16 protein-coding genes are annotated in these 18,374 nt (G+C 64.4%); 9 read left to right on the top strand and 7 right to left on the bottom strand.

Going from position 1 to position 18,374, the window contains the following annotated elements; translation table 11 throughout:
- Positions 1 to 160 precede the first annotated feature (160 nt).
- Both IVB18_RS33010 and IVB18_RS33005 read left to right on the top strand, forming a co-directional pair.
- Positions 161 to 1,303, top strand: coding sequence for a glycosyltransferase family 2 protein (locus IVB18_RS33010; RefSeq protein ID WP_247984498.1), 1,143 nt, complete (start codon positions 161 to 163; stop codon positions 1,301 to 1,303).
- 18 nt (positions 1,304 to 1,321) lie between these two features.
- On the top strand, positions 1,322 to 2,824 hold the full coding sequence (locus tag IVB18_RS33005; RefSeq protein ID WP_247984497.1) for a glycosyltransferase family 39 protein: 1,503 nt from the start codon (positions 1,322 to 1,324) through the stop codon (positions 2,822 to 2,824).
- 12 nt (positions 2,825 to 2,836) lie between these two features.
- Here IVB18_RS33005 and IVB18_RS33000 read toward each other — a convergent pair whose 3' ends face one another.
- Complete coding sequence (locus tag IVB18_RS33000; protein WP_247984496.1) at positions 2,837 to 4,726, bottom strand: adenylate/guanylate cyclase domain-containing protein; 1,890 nt, start codon at positions 4,724 to 4,726, stop codon at positions 2,837 to 2,839.
- Between the two features lie 61 nt (positions 4,727 to 4,787).
- Positions 4,788 to 5,312: a FecR domain-containing protein gene (locus tag IVB18_RS32995; protein WP_247984495.1), complete on the bottom strand. Its 525-nt coding sequence runs from the start codon at positions 5,310 to 5,312 to the stop codon at positions 4,788 to 4,790.
- 642 nt (positions 5,313 to 5,954) lie between these two features.
- Between IVB18_RS32995 and IVB18_RS32990 the strand changes: the two genes are divergently transcribed.
- Entirely contained in the window at positions 5,955 to 7,052 is a 1,098-nt protein-coding gene (locus tag IVB18_RS32990) for a DUF2778 domain-containing protein (RefSeq protein WP_247984494.1), read from the top strand.
- Between the two features lie 98 nt (positions 7,053 to 7,150).
- Positions 7,151 to 8,455, top strand: coding sequence for an IS701 family transposase (locus IVB18_RS32985; RefSeq protein WP_247984493.1), 1,305 nt, complete (start codon positions 7,151 to 7,153; stop codon positions 8,453 to 8,455).
- A 191-nt stretch (positions 8,456 to 8,646) separates the two neighbouring features.
- On the opposite strand, the gene IVB18_RS32980 is transcribed toward IVB18_RS32985, so the two are convergent.
- Positions 8,647 to 9,273 (bottom strand): glutathione binding-like protein, encoded by a 627-nt coding sequence (locus tag IVB18_RS32980; RefSeq protein WP_247984492.1) that lies wholly within the window; start codon positions 9,271 to 9,273, stop codon positions 8,647 to 8,649.
- A gap of 20 nt (positions 9,274 to 9,293) precedes the next feature.
- Entirely contained in the window at positions 9,294 to 9,887 is a 594-nt protein-coding gene (locus IVB18_RS32975; protein ID WP_247984491.1) for a cysteine hydrolase family protein, read from the bottom strand.
- A 130-nt stretch (positions 9,888 to 10,017) separates the two neighbouring features.
- Between IVB18_RS32975 and IVB18_RS32970 the strand changes: the two genes are divergently transcribed.
- Entirely contained in the window at positions 10,018 to 10,857 is an 840-nt protein-coding gene (locus tag IVB18_RS32970) for a LysR family transcriptional regulator (RefSeq protein ID WP_247991793.1), read from the top strand.
- 127 nt (positions 10,858 to 10,984) lie between these two features.
- Complete coding sequence (gene lepB / locus IVB18_RS32965) at positions 10,985 to 11,737, top strand: signal peptidase I (protein WP_247984490.1); 753 nt, start codon at positions 10,985 to 10,987, stop codon at positions 11,735 to 11,737.
- A 185-nt stretch (positions 11,738 to 11,922) separates the two neighbouring features.
- Here lepB and groL read toward each other — a convergent pair whose 3' ends face one another.
- On the bottom strand, positions 11,923 to 13,563 hold the full coding sequence (groL, locus tag IVB18_RS32960; RefSeq protein ID WP_247984489.1) for a chaperonin GroEL: 1,641 nt from the start codon (positions 13,561 to 13,563) through the stop codon (positions 11,923 to 11,925).
- Positions 13,564 to 13,607: 44 nt separating this feature from the next.
- Positions 13,608 to 13,922, bottom strand: a complete 315-nt coding sequence (locus tag IVB18_RS32955; RefSeq protein WP_045008422.1) for a co-chaperone GroES — start codon at positions 13,920 to 13,922, stop codon at positions 13,608 to 13,610.
- Between the two features lie 377 nt (positions 13,923 to 14,299).
- Here IVB18_RS32955 and IVB18_RS32950 point away from each other — a divergent pair, with 377 nt between their 5' ends.
- Positions 14,300 to 14,587 (top strand): usg protein, encoded by a 288-nt coding sequence (locus IVB18_RS32950; RefSeq protein WP_247984488.1) that lies wholly within the window; start codon positions 14,300 to 14,302, stop codon positions 14,585 to 14,587.
- 256 nt (positions 14,588 to 14,843) lie between these two features.
- Positions 14,844 to 15,383, top strand: a complete 540-nt coding sequence (locus IVB18_RS32945) for a cupin domain-containing protein (RefSeq protein WP_247984487.1) — start codon at positions 14,844 to 14,846, stop codon at positions 15,381 to 15,383.
- Positions 15,384 to 15,587: 204 nt separating this feature from the next.
- Here the strand turns inward: IVB18_RS32945 and IVB18_RS32940 are convergent, their stop codons facing one another.
- Complete coding sequence (locus IVB18_RS32940) at positions 15,588 to 16,838, bottom strand: nucleoside transporter C-terminal domain-containing protein (RefSeq protein ID WP_247984486.1); 1,251 nt, start codon at positions 16,836 to 16,838, stop codon at positions 15,588 to 15,590.
- 172 nt (positions 16,839 to 17,010) lie between these two features.
- Here IVB18_RS32940 and IVB18_RS32935 point away from each other — a divergent pair, with 172 nt between their 5' ends.
- On the top strand, positions 17,011 to 18,234 hold the full coding sequence (locus IVB18_RS32935; RefSeq protein WP_247984485.1) for an MFS transporter: 1,224 nt from the start codon (positions 17,011 to 17,013) through the stop codon (positions 18,232 to 18,234).
- The last annotated feature ends 140 nt before the right edge of the window (positions 18,235 to 18,374 follow it).

Genomic DNA, 18,374 nt, shown 5'->3' with positions numbered 1-18,374 from the left:
CAATCTCCGTTGCTGAGACGACCTTGGAATAGCTCAGGCTGCGCCGGATGTACGCGCGCCCGTTGTTCCGGGGTCGTTGCCATTTTGGGCCCCCTTTCGGCCTCTCCCCTGAAAAACCCCGGCTTGGCATCGCAGGACGCGGCGGATATACGCTCCCGTCATGAATGAAGCGATCAGACCGGGCCCCGACAGCCCGCAGGCCCCAGCGGCAGGTTCGCGGTCGCCAGAGCTGTCGGTCGTCGTCCCGACCTTCAACGAGCGCGACAATGTCACGGTGCTGTACCGGCGGCTGGAGGCGTCGCTTACCGGCATCGCGTGGGAGGTCGTGTTCGTCGACGACAATTCGCCCGACGGCACCTGGGACGTCGTGCGTGCGCTAGCCCAGCGCGACAGCCGCGTGCGTTGCATCCGCCGCATCGGCCGCCGCGGCCTGTCGGGCGCCTGTATCGAGGGCATATTGGCCTCGAGCGCGCCTTACGCGGCCGTGATCGACGCCGATCTCCAGCATGACGAGACGCAACTGCCGAAGATGCTGTCGTTGCTGGCGAGCGGGCAGGGCGATCTCGTCGTCGGCAGCCGCTACATCGAAGGCTACAAGAGCGAAGGCTTCAACAGCCAGCGCGCCGGTGCCAGCGCGCTTGCCACCGAAGTGGCAAAGAAGATGCTGCGGGTCGAGATCGCCGATCCCATGAGCGGCTTCTTCATGGTTCGTCGCGACCGTTTCGAACAATTGGCGCCAAAGCTTTCGGTGCACGGCTTCAAGATCCTGCTCGACCTCGTCGCGAGCGCGAACGGCAGCTTGCGCGCCGTCGAAATTCCGTACACGTTTGGCGAGCGCCAGCACGGCGAGAGCAAGCTCGATTCCATGGTCGCGCTGGATTTTCTCGGCCTGGTGCTGGCGAAGTTCACCAACGATGCTGTCTCGCTACGCTTCCTGCTGTTCGCGATGGTCGGCGGCATCGGCCTCGTGGTGCATCTCGCCACGCTATTCATCGCTCTCGAGCTGTTCAAGGAGCCGTTCGCGGAAGCGCAGGCCTGCGGCGCTATCGTCGCCATGACCAGCAATTTCATCCTCAACAACTTCCTCACCTATCGCGATCAGCGGCTGAAGGGCTTTGCGCTTCTGCGCGGCCTGATCGCCTTCTACATCGTGTGCAGCGTCGGCCTGCTTGCGAATGTCGGCGTCGCCTTCTCGGTCTATGACCAGGAGCCGATCTGGTGGCTTGCGGGGGCGGCCGGCGCGCTGATGGGCGTGGTGTGGAATTACGCGATGTCCGGACTGTTCGTCTGGCGCAAGAAATAGCGCGCCAAGGAATCGGGTATGGGCGGGGCTGACGCGCGGATCGTCCGCAACACGGCACTGGTGATCCTTGCGCTGATCGTGCTGCGGCTAGTCGCGGCTGCCTTCACGCCGATCACCTTCGACGAAGCCTATTACTGGATGTGGTCGAAGAACCTGGCGGGCGGTTACTACGACCACCCGCCAATGGTTGCCTACGTGATCCGCGCCGGCACCATGATCGCCGGCGACACCGAGCTCGGCGTTCGCCTGGTCTCGATCCTGCTCGCGCTGCCGATGAGCTATGCGATCTACCGCTCCGCCGCGATCCTGTTCGGCGGCGCGCGTGTGGCCGCAACCAGCGCCATCCTGCTCAACGTGACGCTGCTGGCCGCGGTCGGCACGCTGATCGTTACGCCCGATGCACCGCTTTTGGTGGCCTCCAGTTTCGTACTGTTCTTCCTCGCCAAGGTGCTGGAGACCGGCCGCGGTGTCTGGTGGCTCGCCGTCGGCGCAGCTGTCGGCGCGGCGCTGCTGTCGAAATATACCGCGATGTTCTTCGGCCCTGCGATCCTGATCTGGCTCGCGGCGGTACCAAAGATGCGGCGCTGGTTCCTCTCGCCTTGGCCCTATCTCGGCGGCCTCGTTGCGTTCGCGCTGTTTTCGCCGGTGATCCTCTGGAATGCGGACCATCAATGGGTCTCGTTCACGAAGCAGCTCGGGCGCGCCAGGATCGAGGATTTCCGTCCCGTCTTCATCGCCGAGCTGATTCCGACCCAGATCGCGTTCGCGACCCCGCTGGTCTTCATCCTCGGCGCGATGGGGCTGCACGCGCTGACCTGGCGCAGGGCCGGCGCGCTGGCCTCGCGCGTGCTGATCGAGACCTTGTTCTGGACCATCGTCGCCTATTTCGTCTGGCATTCGCTGCATGCCCGCGTCGAAGCCAACTGGTTCGCACCGGTCTATCCGCCCTTCGTCGTCGCTGCGGCCGCCGCGACCAACCTCGTGCAGTGGAAGCCACGCCAGCAGCGCCTGGTGGATTTCTGCCTGCGCTGGGCCGCGCCCACCGGCATCGTGATGTTTGCGGCCCTCATCGTGCAGGCCAATACCGGCATCCTGTCCGGCTATCGCCGCGATGCGACCGTGCGCAGCGTCGGCGTCGGCTGGCGCGAGCTCGCTGCCGGAATCGAAGCGGCGCGCGCCCGCAACGGTGCGACGTGCGTGCTTGCGCCGGACTACGGCACGACGGGCTGGCTCGCCTTCTATTTGCCGCGCGGCACCTGTGTGGCGCAGCAGAATCAGCGCATCCGCTGGGTCAACATGCCCGAGCCCGATGCAAAACTGCTTGCGGGCAAGCTGATCTATGTCGATGAGCTGCGCCCCGAGGGGCCCCCCTTTCTCAACGACCTCTTTGCGCAGGTGACGCGCGTCGCGGAATTGCAGCGCAAGCGCGGGCCGCTCGTGGTCGAGACCTATGGCATCTATCTGCTGGAAGGTACCAAGGGCGACGTCCTGGACCGCTCGCCGCCGCCGGAAGCGCGGTAGCGGCCACGACGATCAATCGATCATCTCGGCCTTGGCCGTGGCCTGGCTGGGCCTGTCTTGGTCGCGCCAGAACCAGACGGTCAGGACGCCCGAGCGGCCGCGGACTTGCGTGAGCAGGGGACCTGACAGAATGCCGTCGGGATCGCCGTGGAAGTCGGCGGCATCGAGCAGCGTATCACTCAGTGCGAACCGCGCATCGTTCCGGGCGGCAACCTCCATCAGCCGGCTCGCCACGTTGACGCTATCGCCCGTCGCCGTGATGTGCTGGTGGCTCTCGCCGAGGCGGGAGGCGACGATCGGGCCGAAATGCGCGCCGATTTTGAAGCCGACCTGATCCCCGATTTCAGGAGGCAGCGACGCGATCCAGCGTTCGACGCCGCGGTGCAGGTCGATCGCGCATTTGAGCGCACGGGCCGCGTCATCCGGCATCGCGCTCGGCAATCCGAACAGGATCATGGCGCCGTCGCCGAGAAAGCCGGTGATCATGCCGCCACAGTCGAGTGCTGCCTTGTCGATCAGCGCGTGAAACGCCTTCAGGAGATCCCGGAGCGCATCAGGATCGATCCGTTCGCTCAGCGCCGTGAAGCCGGACAAATCGATGAAGACGATTGCGGCGTTCTGCCGGACCGGCTTCGCCAGGAAGTTGGGATCGCGTGCCAGCCACTCCTGCACCGCCGGCGCCTGGAACTGCGCGAGCGATCGGCTCTTGGCCGCGAGATATTGCGTGCGACGGCCTCCCGCCCACAGCTGCACTCCGGCGAAGACCGCAACCGGCGGCACCGCGGCCGCGAGCGTGGTCGCGGCATTCAGCCAGACGCCGTGCGTGAACGCGAACAGGTTGAGCCCGGCCCAGGCCAGCATCACCGCGGCCGCCGCGACGAGGCCGAACGCGCTTCGCCGCCAGGCGAGCAAGCTCACCAGCAGCATCGGCAAGAGGATCGCCGCGAGCGCGTCGGCGATATGGACCTTACGGTCGCGCACGATGCCGTCGCCGGCCACGAGATGCGTGATTGCGGTCGAGACCACCTCGACGCCGGGCATCAGGGAGTCGAACGGTGTCGGGTAGAAGTCGCCGCCGCCGGAGACCGAGGCGCCGATCACGACAATCCGGTTCTCGATCGCCGCGCGGTCGAGCGTGCCGTCGAATATGCTCTGCGCGCTGACGGTGCGGATGGTGCGGCGCGGGCCGTAAAAGGTGATCGGCAGCGCGAAGTCGGTGTCGGTCGGCACCGCGCGATCGCCGAGCATGAGATGGTCCGGCGCTATCGTCAGTGGCTGATCGAGCGCACGGCTCGCCACCCGCAAGGGGAACGACAGCTCGACCTTGTCGCGCGTGCGAAACAGCATCGGGACTGAGAGCGGCGAGCCCGATTGTCCCGTCGCGACGTTGACGACGCCGACGTCGGCGTGATCGGCGAATGCGGGAAGCGGCAGCAGGAAGCGCTCGGCCTGGGGCAGGGCGGCGAGGTGGCCCTCGCTGCTCGTTGCCACGGCCTCGCTGGCGGTCGGGAAGATCGCCGCGGCGGCAAGGACCATGGGACCGGTGGCCAGCGTATGCGCCAGCGTGGCGTCGCCGATCGCAGCGCTGCGGTCGACCAGGAGCAGGTCGATCGCGACGACCTTGGGCTTGAACTGCACGATGGTGTCGACGACGCGGGCGAGATCGGCGCGCGGCAGCGGATAGCTGCCGCCACGCTTCACCACAGTGTTGTCGATCGCGACGATGGTGACGAGATCGGGCGGACGCTGCACGCCGCGGACCAGCGTGCGCAGGTCGGTCAGCGTTGCCTCGAGACGATCGAGAAAGCGCAGATGGCCGTTCGCATGGCCGGCATAGATGCCGGCGCCCCACAGCGCGGTGAGGACGAGTGCCACCAGGATCTGAACGCGTCGGCTATTCATAGGTCGTTCTGCAATCTTCTTTTTGTCCAAGCCTTACCGTGTAAGCCTTACCGTCCAAGTCTTACCGTCCAAGCCTCGCCATCAGGGCGTCAATGCGCGGCTGGCCCCATTGCTTGACGGTCAGCGGGCCGGTTGCTTCGACGTCGACGCCTTCGCCCGGTCCGAGCACGACGCCGCGTCCGCGCGCCCTGCGGCTCACGCCGACGCGTCCGTCGGCAACGAACACGGAGGTCTTTGCCTCGGCGACATCGACGGCCCATCTGGTGCCGCGCACCGCGGCGATCGCCTGCGGCGTCAGCACCTTGAAGGGGTTGCCGCCCGGCTTCCTGGGAACCTCGATCAGCAGGGCTTTGCTGCTCAACTCCACGGAGTCAATATGTCCGTCGCGGTTGGCGTCCTTAAGTTCAAATCTGGCGCCGTTTTCCGCAACGATCGTGATGCCGTTGTCGCAGCGCCAGGTCTGCGTGCCGGCGGCCGATGCCGACGGCGTGCAACCGGCATTGGCGGCAGGCTGCGCGGCTGCGTATCCAATCAACAAAAACGATAGCCCCAGAGCAAATGACCCGGCGCCCGCGACCCTTCTCATGGCGGCCTCCATTCGTGCGCGGCACATTCCAAGGCGATGTTGATACGGCGCCGTATCACGCGCAGAGGCTGCTGAAAAGTGCCCCAATGGGAGCTATTTTCTCGCGGGGTCCATTTCCAGATTGCGCGCGATCAACTTTCGGTCAGGCGGCGTTCGCGCCGGCCGCTGCCGCGCCGACGATTGCGCACGCGTGCCGGATGGAAGGCGGAGCGCGCCAGCCTCGCGCAATGCTTCGGAGCTATGGTCCGGCGACGTTGAAGACCACGAAAATGACTTGGTTGGATGCGCCATAGGAGACGGCCGGAGGCACCCGATGATCGCGCCAAACCGGCCGAGAAACATGGTTAACAGATGCGACTAAGTCCGTAGTTCTGCGGGCTTTTTTCTTGAAATGGGACAGCGTTAACCGTTGCCCAACATCCGCCCGAACTTAATCCGCATTTAACTAAAAGTCGCCTTAATGACGCTCCGCCCCTCTGCGAGATGCTGTTCCCGGAACGTGACCAGCGGCACTTCGAAGGGGGACTGAGTGACACCGTCCTGGACGCAAGGCGAATGAGTACGAGTATCGCTGCGCAAAGTAACGCGGCACGGAAGTCCAAGAAGCTCTCGAAAAATTCTCTTCGGAAGTCTTCCCGAAAAATGACCACCCACAACCTGCTTGGCGCCGCCGCGATCGGCTGCGCCGTGATTGGCGCCGGCTGGACCATCTACAGCAACATCTTCGCCGCCAGCGTCTATCCGACCGTCGGCAGCCTCGGTTACGACGAGCCCGTGATCAGGCGCGCGCCCAAGGTCGTGCTGCGCGAGGCGGGCGAAGCCGTCAAGGAAGCCTTCGCGCTCTTGCCCGACCGGCTGCAGGTGGCCGCGCCGATCTCGCGCGAGATGTTCAACGAACGCTTTGCCGCGGCTGCAACGCAGGGCGTGCAATCGAATGCGGCGAGCGCCGTAGCTCAGGCTCCCGCAACAAAGATTGCCGACACCGCGAAGCCGACCGTCATCGCGAAGGTCGCGGAGGCGCTGAAGCCGCTGAGCCCTGCCAAGGTCACCGACAAGATCAGTGACAAGATCGCGGATGCGAAGGCCAAGCGCGCCGATGCGCCGGTGCAGCTTGCCTCGGCCGACCCGGCCGAGATCGTGCCAGCACCTGAGGCAAAGCCCACAAAATCCTTCGCCGATCGCGCCAAGGCGGCGGTGATGTCGATCACCGGGCCGCGGCAGTCGATGGTCGAAAAGCTCTGGGGCAAGCGCGATCCGTCCGGCGGGCTGCTCGCCTATGCCTCCGCCGATGCCAGCGTGACCGCGAGCATCGCGCCGAAGGAGCAGAATCCGATGCTCGGCGGCGCGCCGCCCTATGACCGCTCGACCGCGGTCTACGACATCAGCGCGAAGATGGTGTATCTGCCCGACGGCACCAGGCTCGAGGCGCATTCCGGCCTCGGCTCCAATCTCGACGATCCCCGTTCGTCGCGCATTCGCATGCGTGGCGTGACCCCGCCGCACATCTACGACCTGAAGCCGCGCGAAGCGCTGTTCCACGGCGTGCCCGCGCTGCGCCTGACCCCGATCGGCGGCGAGAACGCGATCTACGGTCGCGACGGCCTGCTCGCCCACACCTTCATGCTCGGGCCGAACGGCGATTCCAACGGCTGCGTGTCGTTCAAGGACTACTACGCGTTCCTCGATGCCTACCGCAACAAGGGCATCCGCAGGCTCGCGGTGCTGTCGCGGGTCGACTGATCCGCGCCCAGCTAGTTCTACTGAGTCAGAAAGTCGCAGTACCAGGGATTCAGGAATCAGGTAGTGGGCGGGATTCAGGCCAGCGGTAGGGGCTGAGGATGGATCGCCGAAGGTTTAAGAGCAGTGAATCGCGATTTGCCGCCTATGTCGAGGGGCTTGCGAGCGTGATCGGGCACAAAGACCGAGAGCAGCCGCTTCGCGATTATTGCACCGGGCTGATGCTGCGAGGCGAGCGCAAGAGCGTCGAACCGATCGCAGCGGTCACGGCACCGGCGCGGGTGGCCGCCCAGCATCAATCGCTTCTGCATTTTGTCGGCGAGGGACGTTGGTCCGACGAACGCGTCTTGGCCAAGGTGCGCGAGAAGGTCTTGCCCGAGATCGAGCGTCACGGCCCGATCGAAGCGTGGATTATCGACGATACTGGACTGCCGAAGAAGGGGCGGCAGTCGGTCGGTGTTGCGCGGCAATATTGCGGTCAACTTGGTAAGGAGGACAACTGCCAGGTCGCGGTGTCGCTGTCGATTGCCAACGAACATGCGAGCCTGCCGGTGGCGTACCGGCTGTATCTGCCGCAGGAATGGGCGGAGGATAGCGATCGTCTGCGCAAGGTGGGGGTTCCTGAAGATATTGGCTTCAAGACCAAGCATGAGATCGCGCTGGAGCAACTGCACTGGGCCTGCGCGGCTGGTCTGCCGCGTGGCGCGGCGCTGCTGGATGCCGGCTATGGCAATAACAGCAATCTGCGCGCCGACATCACGGCCCTGGGGCTGGCTTACGTCGCGGGCATTCTGTCGAATACGACGGTGTGGGCAGACGGGACGGGACCGCTGCCGCCGAAGACTTGGTCGGGCCGCGGACGGCCACCAAAGCGCCTGCAGCGCGACGCCAAGCATTGGCCGGTCTCAGTCAAAGACCTTGCACTCGGCCTGCCCAAGCGCGCCTGGCGCACCATCGAATGGCGAGAAGGTTCGGCGGAAACCATGTCTTCGCGCTTTGCGCGGGTGCGGGTGCGTGCCGCGCGGCGTGACGAAAGGCGCCACGAGCCGTGCCCGCAAGAATGGCTCTTGATCGAGTGGCCCAAGGACGAGACCGAGCCGACCAAATACTTTTTGTCGACGCTTCCCGCCGATATCGCCTTTCACCGTCTGGTCTACTTCGCCAAGCTGCGTTGGCGCATTGAGCGCGACTATCAGGAGCTCAAGCAAGAAGTCGGCCTCGGGCATTTTGAAGGTCGGGGATGGCGTGGCTTCCATCATCACGCAACGCTCTGCATCGCAGCTTACGGATTCCTGATCTCCGAAAGGGAGACGATTCCCCCCTCAGGACCTCGTCACGCCCCGATCTTCCCGCAACTTGCCCTTCCCGCAGGTTACCGACCCAGAGGTACTGCCGTTGCGGCCTGAACGTCACATCCCGAACTCAATCGCGACCATGCGCATCCGTTTGGCCAACGCGATCGCCAGAACCTTGCCGCGATGCCCGTGTTGCGGCCAAAGCAAAATGCGACCACGCCCGAAATTTGTGACGCAGTAGAACTAGAGCATGATCCGGAAAAGTGTGCAGCAGTTTTCCGAAAAGATCATGCTCAAAACAATTAAGCCGCCACCGTCTTTCGTAGCGCCATCTCGATCCCAATTGCCTCCCGTACGGCAGGCCGCGCCTGCATCCGTTCGAGATAATCGACCAGCGACGGATGGCGGTCGATATCGACGCGGGCATAACGCAGCAGCAATAGCGCCCAGGTGAGGTGAGCATCCGCCACGGAGAAACGGTCGCCGACGAGATGCTCACGCACCTTGAGATGATCGGCCGCGATCGCGACGCTCTCATCGATCCGCTCGCGCGCGGCCCTGGGCGCATCCTCTTTGTACCAGAAGGTCGGAAACAGAAATCCCTTGTGGATCTCGGTGCCGATGAAGCTCAGCCATTCCTGCAGCCGGTAGCGGTCGGGATCGCCGAACCCCGGCGCGAGGCCGGTCTCCGGTTTCAGATCGGCGATGTATTGCAGCACAGCCGCACTTTCGGTCAGCCGCTCGCCGTTCTCCAGCACCAGGACCGGGACCGCGCCTTTCGGTGAAATGCCGCGGAAGTCGGCATCGTCCTCGATGCGCTTCTTGGTCCAGAGATGCACGAGGTGATAGCGCGCCTCGATGCCCGCTTCCATCAGGGCGATGCGGCTGGCGAGTGAGCAGGCCATCGGCCAGAAGTAGAGTTGCAGCATGGCGTTCCGCTCCAGGATGATCAGCTCAGCGCATCGCCGCGCGCGATGATCGCGAAACGGTCCGACAGCTCGGCCAGTGCGACCTCGTGAATGGTCTTTGCGGCCAGCGCCCCGCCGCGTCCGTCGGGCAGGTCGCGCGTAGCGCAGGCATCGGCCGCTATCGTGGTGCGCAAGCCGAGGTCGAGCGCGGCGCGCGCGGTCGAGCTGACGCACATGTGGGTCATGAAGCCCGCCAGCACGATGTCCTTGCGTCCGGTCGTAGCGATCCGGGCTTGCAGGTCGGTTCCGGCGAAGGCGTTCGGCAGCGCCTTCTCGATCACGGTCTCGGTCGCGAGCGGCGCCAGGCTCGCAACGATCGCGCCGCGCTCGGCCTCGCGGTCGAACAGGCCGCCGGCGCGGCCCTTGTGCGCGACATGGATGATCGCAGCGCCGCTCTGCCGGGCCCGTGCGAGCAGGCGGGCAGCCGCGGCAATCGCGGTCTCGGCATCCGGCAGCGCCAGCGGGCCTGTGCGGTATTCGTTCTGGATGTCGATCAGCACGAGACAGGATTCCCCAAGCTTCGGTGGATTGAGGTCGGCGCCGGCGAGTTCGAGCAGGGTCTTTGGAGCGGTCATCCCGGTCAGGCCTTTCGAGAATATCGGATGGTCCGACACTAGCGCGGCGGCGGCCTGCCATTGTGCAGGACTATTGCAGCAGATGGCTGCGAATTTGCAGGCGTCGGCGGTGCCTGCTAGGCTCGCTGCGATGAACTGGGACGATCTGCGCATTATCGCGGCCGTGCGGGACGAGGGCACCTATGCCGGCGCCAGCGCGCGGCTGCGCATCGACGAGACCACCGTCGGCCGCCGGCTGGCGCGCATCCAGCGCGATCTCGGCGTGCCGCTGTTCGAGGCCGCGGACGGGCTGCGCCGCCCGACGCGGCATTGCGAGGCGGTGCTCGAGCATGTCGGCGCAATGGCGGCGCATGTCGCGGCGATCGATCGTCTGCGTGAGAGCCAGCCGGGTCCGGTCGGCCGGCTGCGCATCGCCTCGACCAGTTCGGTCGCGGAGGAGCTGCTGGCGCCGCGCGCCGCAAAATTCCTGGGCGACAATCCGGGCCTGACGCTGCAATTCCTGACCTCGAGCGAAAACGTCAAGTTCTCGCGCTGGCAGGCCGACCTCGCCATCCGGCTGCGCAAGCCGGACAAGGGCGACTTCACGATCTCGAAGCTCGCGGAGGTGCGGCTGTATTTCTTCGAGCCGGCCGAGGCCGCCGATGCCACATCGATCGTCTGCGCCTATCCGGACGAGCTCGACGCCATCCCGGAGCAGCAGTTCCTGCGCGCAAAGCGGCTGCAGGCCGCGCGCTGCATCACCGACAATGTCCGCGTCATCAGCACGATGATCAGGTCGCATCAGGCCGTCGGCGTGCTGCCCGAACACAATTGCGGATCGCTGCTGGCCGACCGCAGCCTGCGCGCGACCTTGCTTCCGAAGCGCCGCGACGTCTGGCTGCTCGTGCAGAACCATCTCAAGCGCGATCCCGCGACGCGGTTGACGATCGAATGGGTGCGCCACTGCTTCAGGGATTTGTCACGTGGCTGATGGCTTGTGCCGGCCCTGTTGAACACGGTCCGAGAACAGAACGACCAAGTCTGGCAAGCACGGGGATTGCGCGCGCCCACAGGTTGCGTAATCTCGCGACAACCTCAGTCTTGGGCGGGGCATGCGCATGACCACTCTTCAGGAAACCATCCGGCCGCAGGCCAAATCCCGGGAATGGAAGGCGATCGTCATCCTGATCCTGCTGATCCCGGTGCTGTGGTCGCCACCGTTCCTGTTTCGCATCTTCCTGTATCAGCCCTTCAACATCCCCTCCGGTTCGATGCAGCCGACGCTGATGGTCGGCGACTACGTCCTGGCCGCGAAATATGCCTATGGCTACGACCGCTATTCGTTTCCCTTTGCACCGTCCTGGATCTCGGGCCGCTTCTTCGCCGCGGAGCCCGACTACGGCGACGTCGTCGTGTTTCGCAACCCGAAGGACACCTCGGTCGACTACGTCAAGCGCGTGGTCGGTCTGCCCGGCGATCGCATCCAGGTGCGGGAGGGGCAACTCGTCCTCAACGACAAGCCGGTCACCCGCACAGCGCTTCGGGATCTGGCCGGCGGCGGGTCCGCCTGCGGGTTAGAGGCCGGTGCAAAAATCAAGCGCTGGCGCGAGACGCTGCCGAACGGCGCCAGCTACCTGACCTACGACTGCATCAACAACGGCTATTACGACAACACCAATGTCTACACGGTGCCCCCGGGCCATTTCTTCGTGCTCGGCGACAACCGCGACAACTCCACCGACAGCCGCGCGATGAGTGCGATGGGCTTTGTGCCGATGGACAATCTCGTCGGCCGTGTGACGACGCGGATATTCTGGTCGCTCAACGCCAACGGCGAGCCGCGCATGGAGCGGCTGGGCAAGGTGTGGTGAGGCCCCGCTCGTCATTCCGGGGCGGCGCAAAACGCCGAGCTATGATGCGCAATTGCGCATCATAGCTCGCGCCCAAGGGGGGCGCCCCGGAATGACGAGTGGAGAGATTGGGACCCTAAAAAACAAAAACCCCGGCATCGCTGCCGGGGTTTCGCATTTCTTGGCTTCGCCGGAGGTGGCTGGACTTAGAAGTCCATGCCGCCCATGCCGCCGCCCGGGGGCATTGCCGGACCGGCGCCGCCCTTCTTGGGCAGCTCGGCGACCATGGCTTCCGTGGTGATCAGCAGAGCCGCAACCGAGGCTGCGTTCTGGATCGCGGTGCGGACCACCTTGGTCGGGTCGATGATGCCCTTGGTGACCAGGTTGACGTACTCGCCGGTCTGGGAGTCGAAGCCGTAAGCATACGTCTTGTTCTCCAGGATCTTGCCGACGATCACCGAGCCGTCTTCACCGGCGTTGATCGCGATCTGGCGAGCGGGCGCGGAGAGCGCCTTGCGCACGATCTCGACGCCGGTCTTCTGGTCGTCGTTCTTGGTGCGCAGACCCTTGAGCTGCTCGGAGGCACGGAGCAGGGCGACGCCGCCGCCCGGGACGATGCCTTCCTCGACCGCTGCGCGGGTCGCATGCATCGCGTCATCAACGCGATCCTTGCGCTCCTTCACCTCGACCTCGGTCGCACCGCCGACGCGGATCACCGCGACGCCGCCTGCGAGCTTGGCCAAACGCTCCTGGAGCTTCTCACGGTCGTAGTCCGAGGTGGTCTCCTCGATCTGCGCCTTGATCTGGGCCACGCGCGCCTCGATGTCGGCCTTCTTGCCGGCGCCGTTGACGATCGTGGTGTTCTCCTTGTCGATCATCACCTTCTTGGCGCGACCGAGCATGTTGAGCGTGACGTTCTCGAGCTTGATGCCGAGATCTTCCGAGATCGCCTGGCCGCCGGTCAGGATCGCGATGTCCTGCAGCATGGCCTTGCGGCGATCGCCGAAGCCCGGAGCCTTGACGGCCGCGACCTTCAGACCACCGCGCAGACGGTTGACGACGAGGGTCGCGAGGGCTTCACCTTCGACGTCCTCGGCGACGATGATCAGCGGCTTGCCGGTCTGCACCACGGCCTCGAGCAGCGGCAGCAGCTCGTTCAGCGAGGAGAGCTTCTTCTCGTTGATGAGGATGTAGGCGTCGTCCATCTCAACGCGCATCTTGTCGGCGTTGGTGACGAAGTAGGGCGAGATGTAGCCGCGGTCGAACTGCATGCCCTCGACAACGTCGAGCTCGGTCTCGAGCGACTTGGCTTCCTCGACGGTGATGACACCCTCGTTGCCGACCTTCTTCATGGCGTCGGAGAGGAACTTGCCGATCTCGGCGTCGCCGTTGGCCGAGATGGTGCCGACCTGGGCGATCTCGTCGTTCGAGGTGACCTTCTTGGAGTTCTTGACGAGGTCGGCGACCACGGCTTCCACGGCCAGGTCGATACCACGCTTCAGGTCCATCGGGTTCATGCCGGCGGCAACCGACTTGGCGCCTTCACGGACGATCGCGGCCGCGAGCACGGTTGCGGTGGTGGTGCCGTCGCCGGCCGCATCGGCGGACTTGGAGGCGACTTCGCGCACCATCTGGGCGCCCATGTTCTCGAACTTGTCGTCGAGCTCGATCTCCTTGGCGACGGTGACGCCGTCCTTGGTGATGCGGGGAGCGCCGAACGACTTGTCGAGGACGACGTTGCGGCCCTTGGGGCCGAGCGTCACCTTGACGGCGTTGGCGAGGATGTCGACGCCACGCAGCATCTTGTCGCGTGCATCGACGCCGAATTTGACTTCTTTAGCTGCCATCTGGATTTTTCCTTAGGTGTTTAGCTGGTGGAGAGAGGGGGCTCTTAGGCCGCCTTCTTCTTGGAAGCGGGGACGTCGAGGACGCCCATCACGTCGCTTTCCTTCATGATCAGCAGATCTTCATTGTCGATCTTGACCTCGGTGCCGGACCACTTGCCGAACAGCACGCGGTCGCCGACCTTCAGGTCGATCGGGATCAGCTTGCCGGCTTCGTCGCGGCCACCGGGGCCGACAGCGACGATTTCGCCCTGCGAGGGCTTTTCCTTGACGGTGTCGGGAATGATAATGCCGCCAGCGGTCTTCTCTTCTGCGTCGATGCGCTTGACCACGACGCGGTCGTGAAGCGGACGGAATTTCATGCAGTCCTCCTAAGCGTTTGCTCGGATTGATGTTTTCAGGGTGTTAGCAGTCGATGCCCGCGAGTGCCAATGCGGGTGAAGATCAAATAGGCCAGGATTTTTGCGGGAGCAAGGGCTTCTAGCAGAAAAATAAGCACTCAGAAGCGCTGCCTGCCAGAATTCTTTACCATCGTTAACCGGCCTTGGGGACCGTATTAGCACCGTGCCGCATCTGCTGCTAACGCATTGAATTTCAACAGCTTGTTAAACTTTTGGGCTTGAGATGCATTGTCAGTTTGCGTCACATTTCTCTCATGTGAGCGCATCTCCACCGGGTGGCTCGTAGGGCGTACCGGAAAGCCACCCCTTGAATATGCGCTCCTGCACAGGAGGTTGGCATGGTCTCGCGGGTTGGGGTTGTTTCCGACGACTTCCGGAAGCAGGTGCTGGGTTACGGGCTGACGACGGCGCAAATTCTCTACCGAATGCCGGATCATCCTTCGCTGCTCCAGACCTACATCTGGCAGAACTACGACATGTTCCCGAAATTTCCGGTGCTGAAGGATTTCCTCGCGTTCTGGGAGGAAAAGCTCGACGGCCCCCTGTTCTCAGTGACGGTGGCGCATTCGAAGCTGATCAAGCCGGCCGAGCTGCGCGCAGTGGATGGCGTGTTCAGGCTGCATTGAGACGAGGCTTCGGGTGGGCAAAGCGGAGAGGCTGGGCAAGTATTCATTGCGGCGGCCGCGTCGTAGAACATCGTTCTTATCGCGTGGGCCCAAGGCGACTTTGATGGAATTTCCTGACTGCCTCCTCGTACAACAACGGATAATTTTCTACAGCATTGAAGATGCATTGGATACTTGCCCAGCCTCTCCGCTTTGCCCACCCTACGATTTCCCAATGTGTGATAGCCTCTCCCCATAACAACAACGGGAGGCAGCCATGGCCAAGAAGGTGAAATCGCGCAACGCGGCGCAAGCCGCCGTGAAGAAGAGGAGCGGCAGCAAAGCCGCGGCGCGATCCTCGGCACGCAAGGCGGTGAAGTCGAAGGCCCGCTCGGCATCGGCCAGATCATCTGCCAAGAAAGCTGTGCGGCCCAAGCAGCGCATCGCGATCAGCCATCACCGCGAGGAAGACTTCAAAGCCGATGGCCTGCGTGCCTACGCGAAATATCGCGATCTCGGCATCGCCGATGCGAGCCACGGGCTGGCTCGAGCGCATGTGATCCGGCTGCAGGGTCCCTGTAATCCGGACGAAGTGTCAAAACTGCACTTTCACGCCGTCGACTTCCAGATGGTCTACGTGCTCAAGGGCTGGGTGAAGACCTACATGGACGGCGAGGGCGAGACCTTGATGAAGGAAGGCAGCGCCTGGACCCAGCCGCCGAAGATCAAGCATATGATCCTGGACTATTCGGACGACGTCGAGCTGCTGGAGGTGATTTTGCCGGCGGAGTTCAAGACGGTGGAGTTAAAGGCGTAGGCGCTCTCTCCTCGTCATTGCGAGGAGCTCTTGCGACGAAGCAATCCAAAATCTCTCCGCGGATGCAGTCTGGATTGCTTCGCTTCGCTCGCAATGACGGGTCCCTTGTAGCCCGGCTGGAGCGAAGCGAAATCCGGGAAAGTCTCTCCGCGGAGAAGGTGGTCCCGGATTGCGCTGCGCTCCATCCGGGCTACGAGCTCGTTGCTATGCCAGCACCCCCACGATCGCTCCCATCAGACACGTCGTCAGCGTGCCCGACACGATCGACTTCAGCCCGAGCGTGTTGATCTCCGCGCGCCGTTCCGGCGCCATCACGCCGAGGCCGCCGATCATGATGCCGAGGCTGGCGAAATTGGCGAAGCCGCACATCGCGTAGAGCATGATCAGGCGCGAGCGCGCGTCGAGCGCGTCCGGCGCAAGTTTTGACAGATCGACATAAGCGATCAATTCGTTGAGCACGGTCTTGGTGCCCATCAGGCTGCCGGCCGTCACCGCCTGGTCCCACGGCAGCCCCATCAGCCAGCACACTGGCGCCATCACGAGACCGAGCAGGCGCTGCAACGAGATCGCAGCGCCGCCGATATTCGGCAGCAGTCCGAGGATGGCATTGACGAGATAGACCAGCGCCACCAGCACCAGCAACATGGCGACGATGTTGATCAGCAGCTCGATCCCTGCGCTCGTCCCTTTCACGATCGCATCCATCGTGCCGGAGACTTCCATCTCCGGATCCTCCAGCGCGCCGCCGGTGCGCTTGTCGGAGGTCTCCGGCACCATGATCAGGCTGACCAGGATCGCGGCTGGCGCGCCCAGCACGGAGGCGATAACGAAATGCGCGGCCGCGTCGGGAATGAGGGGCGCAAGGAGCGTCGCATAGAGCACCAGCACCGTGCCGGCGATGCCGGCCATGCCGCCGGTCATCACCAGGAATAGTTCGCTGCGCGTCATCTGCGCCAGATACGGCCGCACGAACAGCGGCGCCTCGACCATGCCGAGAAAGATGTTGGCGGCGGTCGACAGTCCCACCGCGCCGCCGACCCCGAGCGTGCGTTCGAGCAGCCAGGCCATGCCGCGCACGATCGGCGGCAGCACGCGCCAATAGAACAACAGCGTCGTCAGCACGCTCATCACCAGCACGATCGGCAGCGCCTGGAACGCCAGGATGAAATCGGCGCCCGGCACCTTCACGTCGAAGGGCGGGGGACCGCCGCCGACATAGCCGAACACGAAGGAGGAGCCGGCGCGCGAGGCCGCGGAGATCGCGCCGACAGCGTCGTTGATGGCGCCGAAGGCATGCGCGATGACGGGCAGCTTCAGGAGGACGATCGCGGTGACGAAGGTGGCGACAAGGCCGATCGCCGCCTGGCGCAGCGACACCGCGCGACGATTCTCCGCCAACGCCCAGGCGATCGCCAGCAATGCGAAAACGCCGAGTGCTGATTGCAGCCGCAGCATGATGTCCCCAAACCTCCAACGATTATGGCCGTGCGTGCGATGCAAACGCAATGCCGGAAGATCGACGGAGCGTCCCGCTGTTGACAAGCAAGTCCGCGTCAGCCACGCGAGGCCTCGTCAATATCAGGCGGATGGTCCAAGGGTGAGCCAGGAGCTAAGTGGAGTGCGGCCGGTGCCGGCGAATCCGCCAGTCAGCGCCCGTGCACTCCTCTCCCACCGCGCCTTCCTGTTCTTTCTGCTCTCGCGCAGCCTGTCGCGCTTTTCCAGCCAGATCGCTGCGGTCGCGATCGGCTGGCAGATCTACGATCTCACCGGCTCGGCCTTCGACCTCGGCATGGTCGGCCTCGTGCAGTTCCTCCCTACAGCGCTGCTGGTGTTCGTCGCCGGCCATGCCGCCGACCGCTACGAGCGCAAGCGCGTCGTTCAGCTCTGCCAGCTCGTGGAAGCCGCGACCGCGCTTTATCTCGCAGTCAGCACTTACCTCGGCGCGGTCAGTGAAGTGCAGATTTTTATCGCGACCTTCGTGCTCGGCATCGCCGGGGCCTTCGAAAGCCCGACCACCGCGGCGCTGCTGCCGCTGATCGCGCCGCAGGGATCGCTCCAGCGTGCAACGGCGGTTTCGAGCGGCGCGGCGCAGATCGCGACCATCACCGGGCCGGCGCTCGGCGGCTTCGCCTATGCGATTGCGCCGCATCTCGCCTACGCCGTGATGGTGCTGTTCTGGATTCTTGGGATGATCCTGACCGGCTTCATCCGGCCGCGCCCGCAGGCGGTCGCCAAGGATATGGCCGGCGCGGACAATATCTTTGCCGGCGTTCGTTTCATCCGCAGCAATCCGGCGATCATCGGCACCATCTCGCTCGATTTGTTCGCGGTGCTGTTCGGCGGCGTCACGGCGCTGCTGCCGATCTATGCCCGCGACATTCTCCAGACCGGCCCAATGGGGCTCGGGATCTTACGCGCCGCGCCGGCGGTCGGCGCGCTGGCGATGACCATGGTGCTGGCGCGGCACGCCATTTCGCGGCATGTCGGCCTGCGCATGTTCCAGGCCGTGATCGTGTTCGGCGTCGCCACCGTGGTGTTCGCGCTGTCGTCCTGGATGTGGCTGTCGGTGCTGTCGCTTGCGATCCTCGGTGCGGCCGATACGATCAGCGTCGTGATCCGCTTCTCGCTGGTGCAGCTGGCAACCCCCGACGAGATGCGCGGCCGGGTCGGGGCGGTCAACTTCCTCTTCATCAACGCCTCGAACCAGCTCGGTCAGTTCGAAAGCGGGGTGGCGGCCGCGCTGTTCGGCGCCATGCCGGCCGCGGTGCTCGGCGGCGTCTGCACCATCGCGGTGGCGCTGTTGTGGATGAAGCTGTTTCCGAGCCTGCGGCGGGTGGAAACGTTGGAGTAGGGCGAGAAGCTCTCCCCGTCATTGCGAGGAGCGAAGCGACGAAGCAATCCAAGCTGTTTCCGCGGAGGCAAGGATGAGCAGTCACCTTTTTGTTCGACTGCAGCCACCTCTTCGTCCCGACCGCGGGTTCTGCAGGATGG

It is taken from the genome of Bradyrhizobium sp. 186, from assembly GCF_023101685.1.
In the GTDB taxonomy this organism is placed as follows: Bacteria; Pseudomonadota; Alphaproteobacteria; order Rhizobiales; family Xanthobacteraceae; genus Bradyrhizobium.
The sequence above is the reverse complement of the archived record's forward strand: the minus strand, read 5'-3'. Positions and strand labels throughout refer to the sequence as shown.

Coding starts and splice junctions, on each gene's coding strand:
- IVB18_RS33010 (WP_247984498.1), top strand. CDS start 161: ATGAATGAAGCGATCAGACCGGGCCCCGACAGCCCGCAGGCCCCAGCG.
- IVB18_RS33005 (WP_247984497.1), top strand. CDS start 1,322: ATGGGCGGGGCTGACGCGCGGATCGTCCGCAACACGGCACTGGTGATC.
- IVB18_RS33000 (WP_247984496.1), bottom strand. CDS start 4,726: ATGAATAGCCGACGCGTTCAGATCCTGGTGGCACTCGTCCTCACCGCG.
- IVB18_RS32995 (WP_247984495.1), bottom strand. CDS start 5,312: ATGAGAAGGGTCGCGGGCGCCGGGTCATTTGCTCTGGGGCTATCGTTT.
- IVB18_RS32990 (WP_247984494.1), top strand. CDS start 5,955: ATGACCACCCACAACCTGCTTGGCGCCGCCGCGATCGGCTGCGCCGTG.
- IVB18_RS32985 (WP_247984493.1), top strand. CDS start 7,151: ATGGATCGCCGAAGGTTTAAGAGCAGTGAATCGCGATTTGCCGCCTAT.
- IVB18_RS32980 (WP_247984492.1), bottom strand. CDS start 9,273: ATGCTGCAACTCTACTTCTGGCCGATGGCCTGCTCACTCGCCAGCCGC.
- IVB18_RS32975 (WP_247984491.1), bottom strand. CDS start 9,887: ATGACCGCTCCAAAGACCCTGCTCGAACTCGCCGGCGCCGACCTCAAT.
- IVB18_RS32970 (WP_247991793.1), top strand. CDS start 10,018: ATGAACTGGGACGATCTGCGCATTATCGCGGCCGTGCGGGACGAGGGC.
- lepB (WP_247984490.1), top strand. CDS start 10,985: ATGACCACTCTTCAGGAAACCATCCGGCCGCAGGCCAAATCCCGGGAA.
- groL (WP_247984489.1), bottom strand. CDS start 13,563: ATGGCAGCTAAAGAAGTCAAATTCGGCGTCGATGCACGCGACAAGATG.
- IVB18_RS32955 (WP_045008422.1), bottom strand. CDS start 13,922: ATGAAATTCCGTCCGCTTCACGACCGCGTCGTGGTCAAGCGCATCGAC.
- IVB18_RS32950 (WP_247984488.1), top strand. CDS start 14,300: ATGGTCTCGCGGGTTGGGGTTGTTTCCGACGACTTCCGGAAGCAGGTG.
- IVB18_RS32945 (WP_247984487.1), top strand. CDS start 14,844: ATGGCCAAGAAGGTGAAATCGCGCAACGCGGCGCAAGCCGCCGTGAAG.
- IVB18_RS32940 (WP_247984486.1), bottom strand. CDS start 16,838: ATGCTGCGGCTGCAATCAGCACTCGGCGTTTTCGCATTGCTGGCGATC.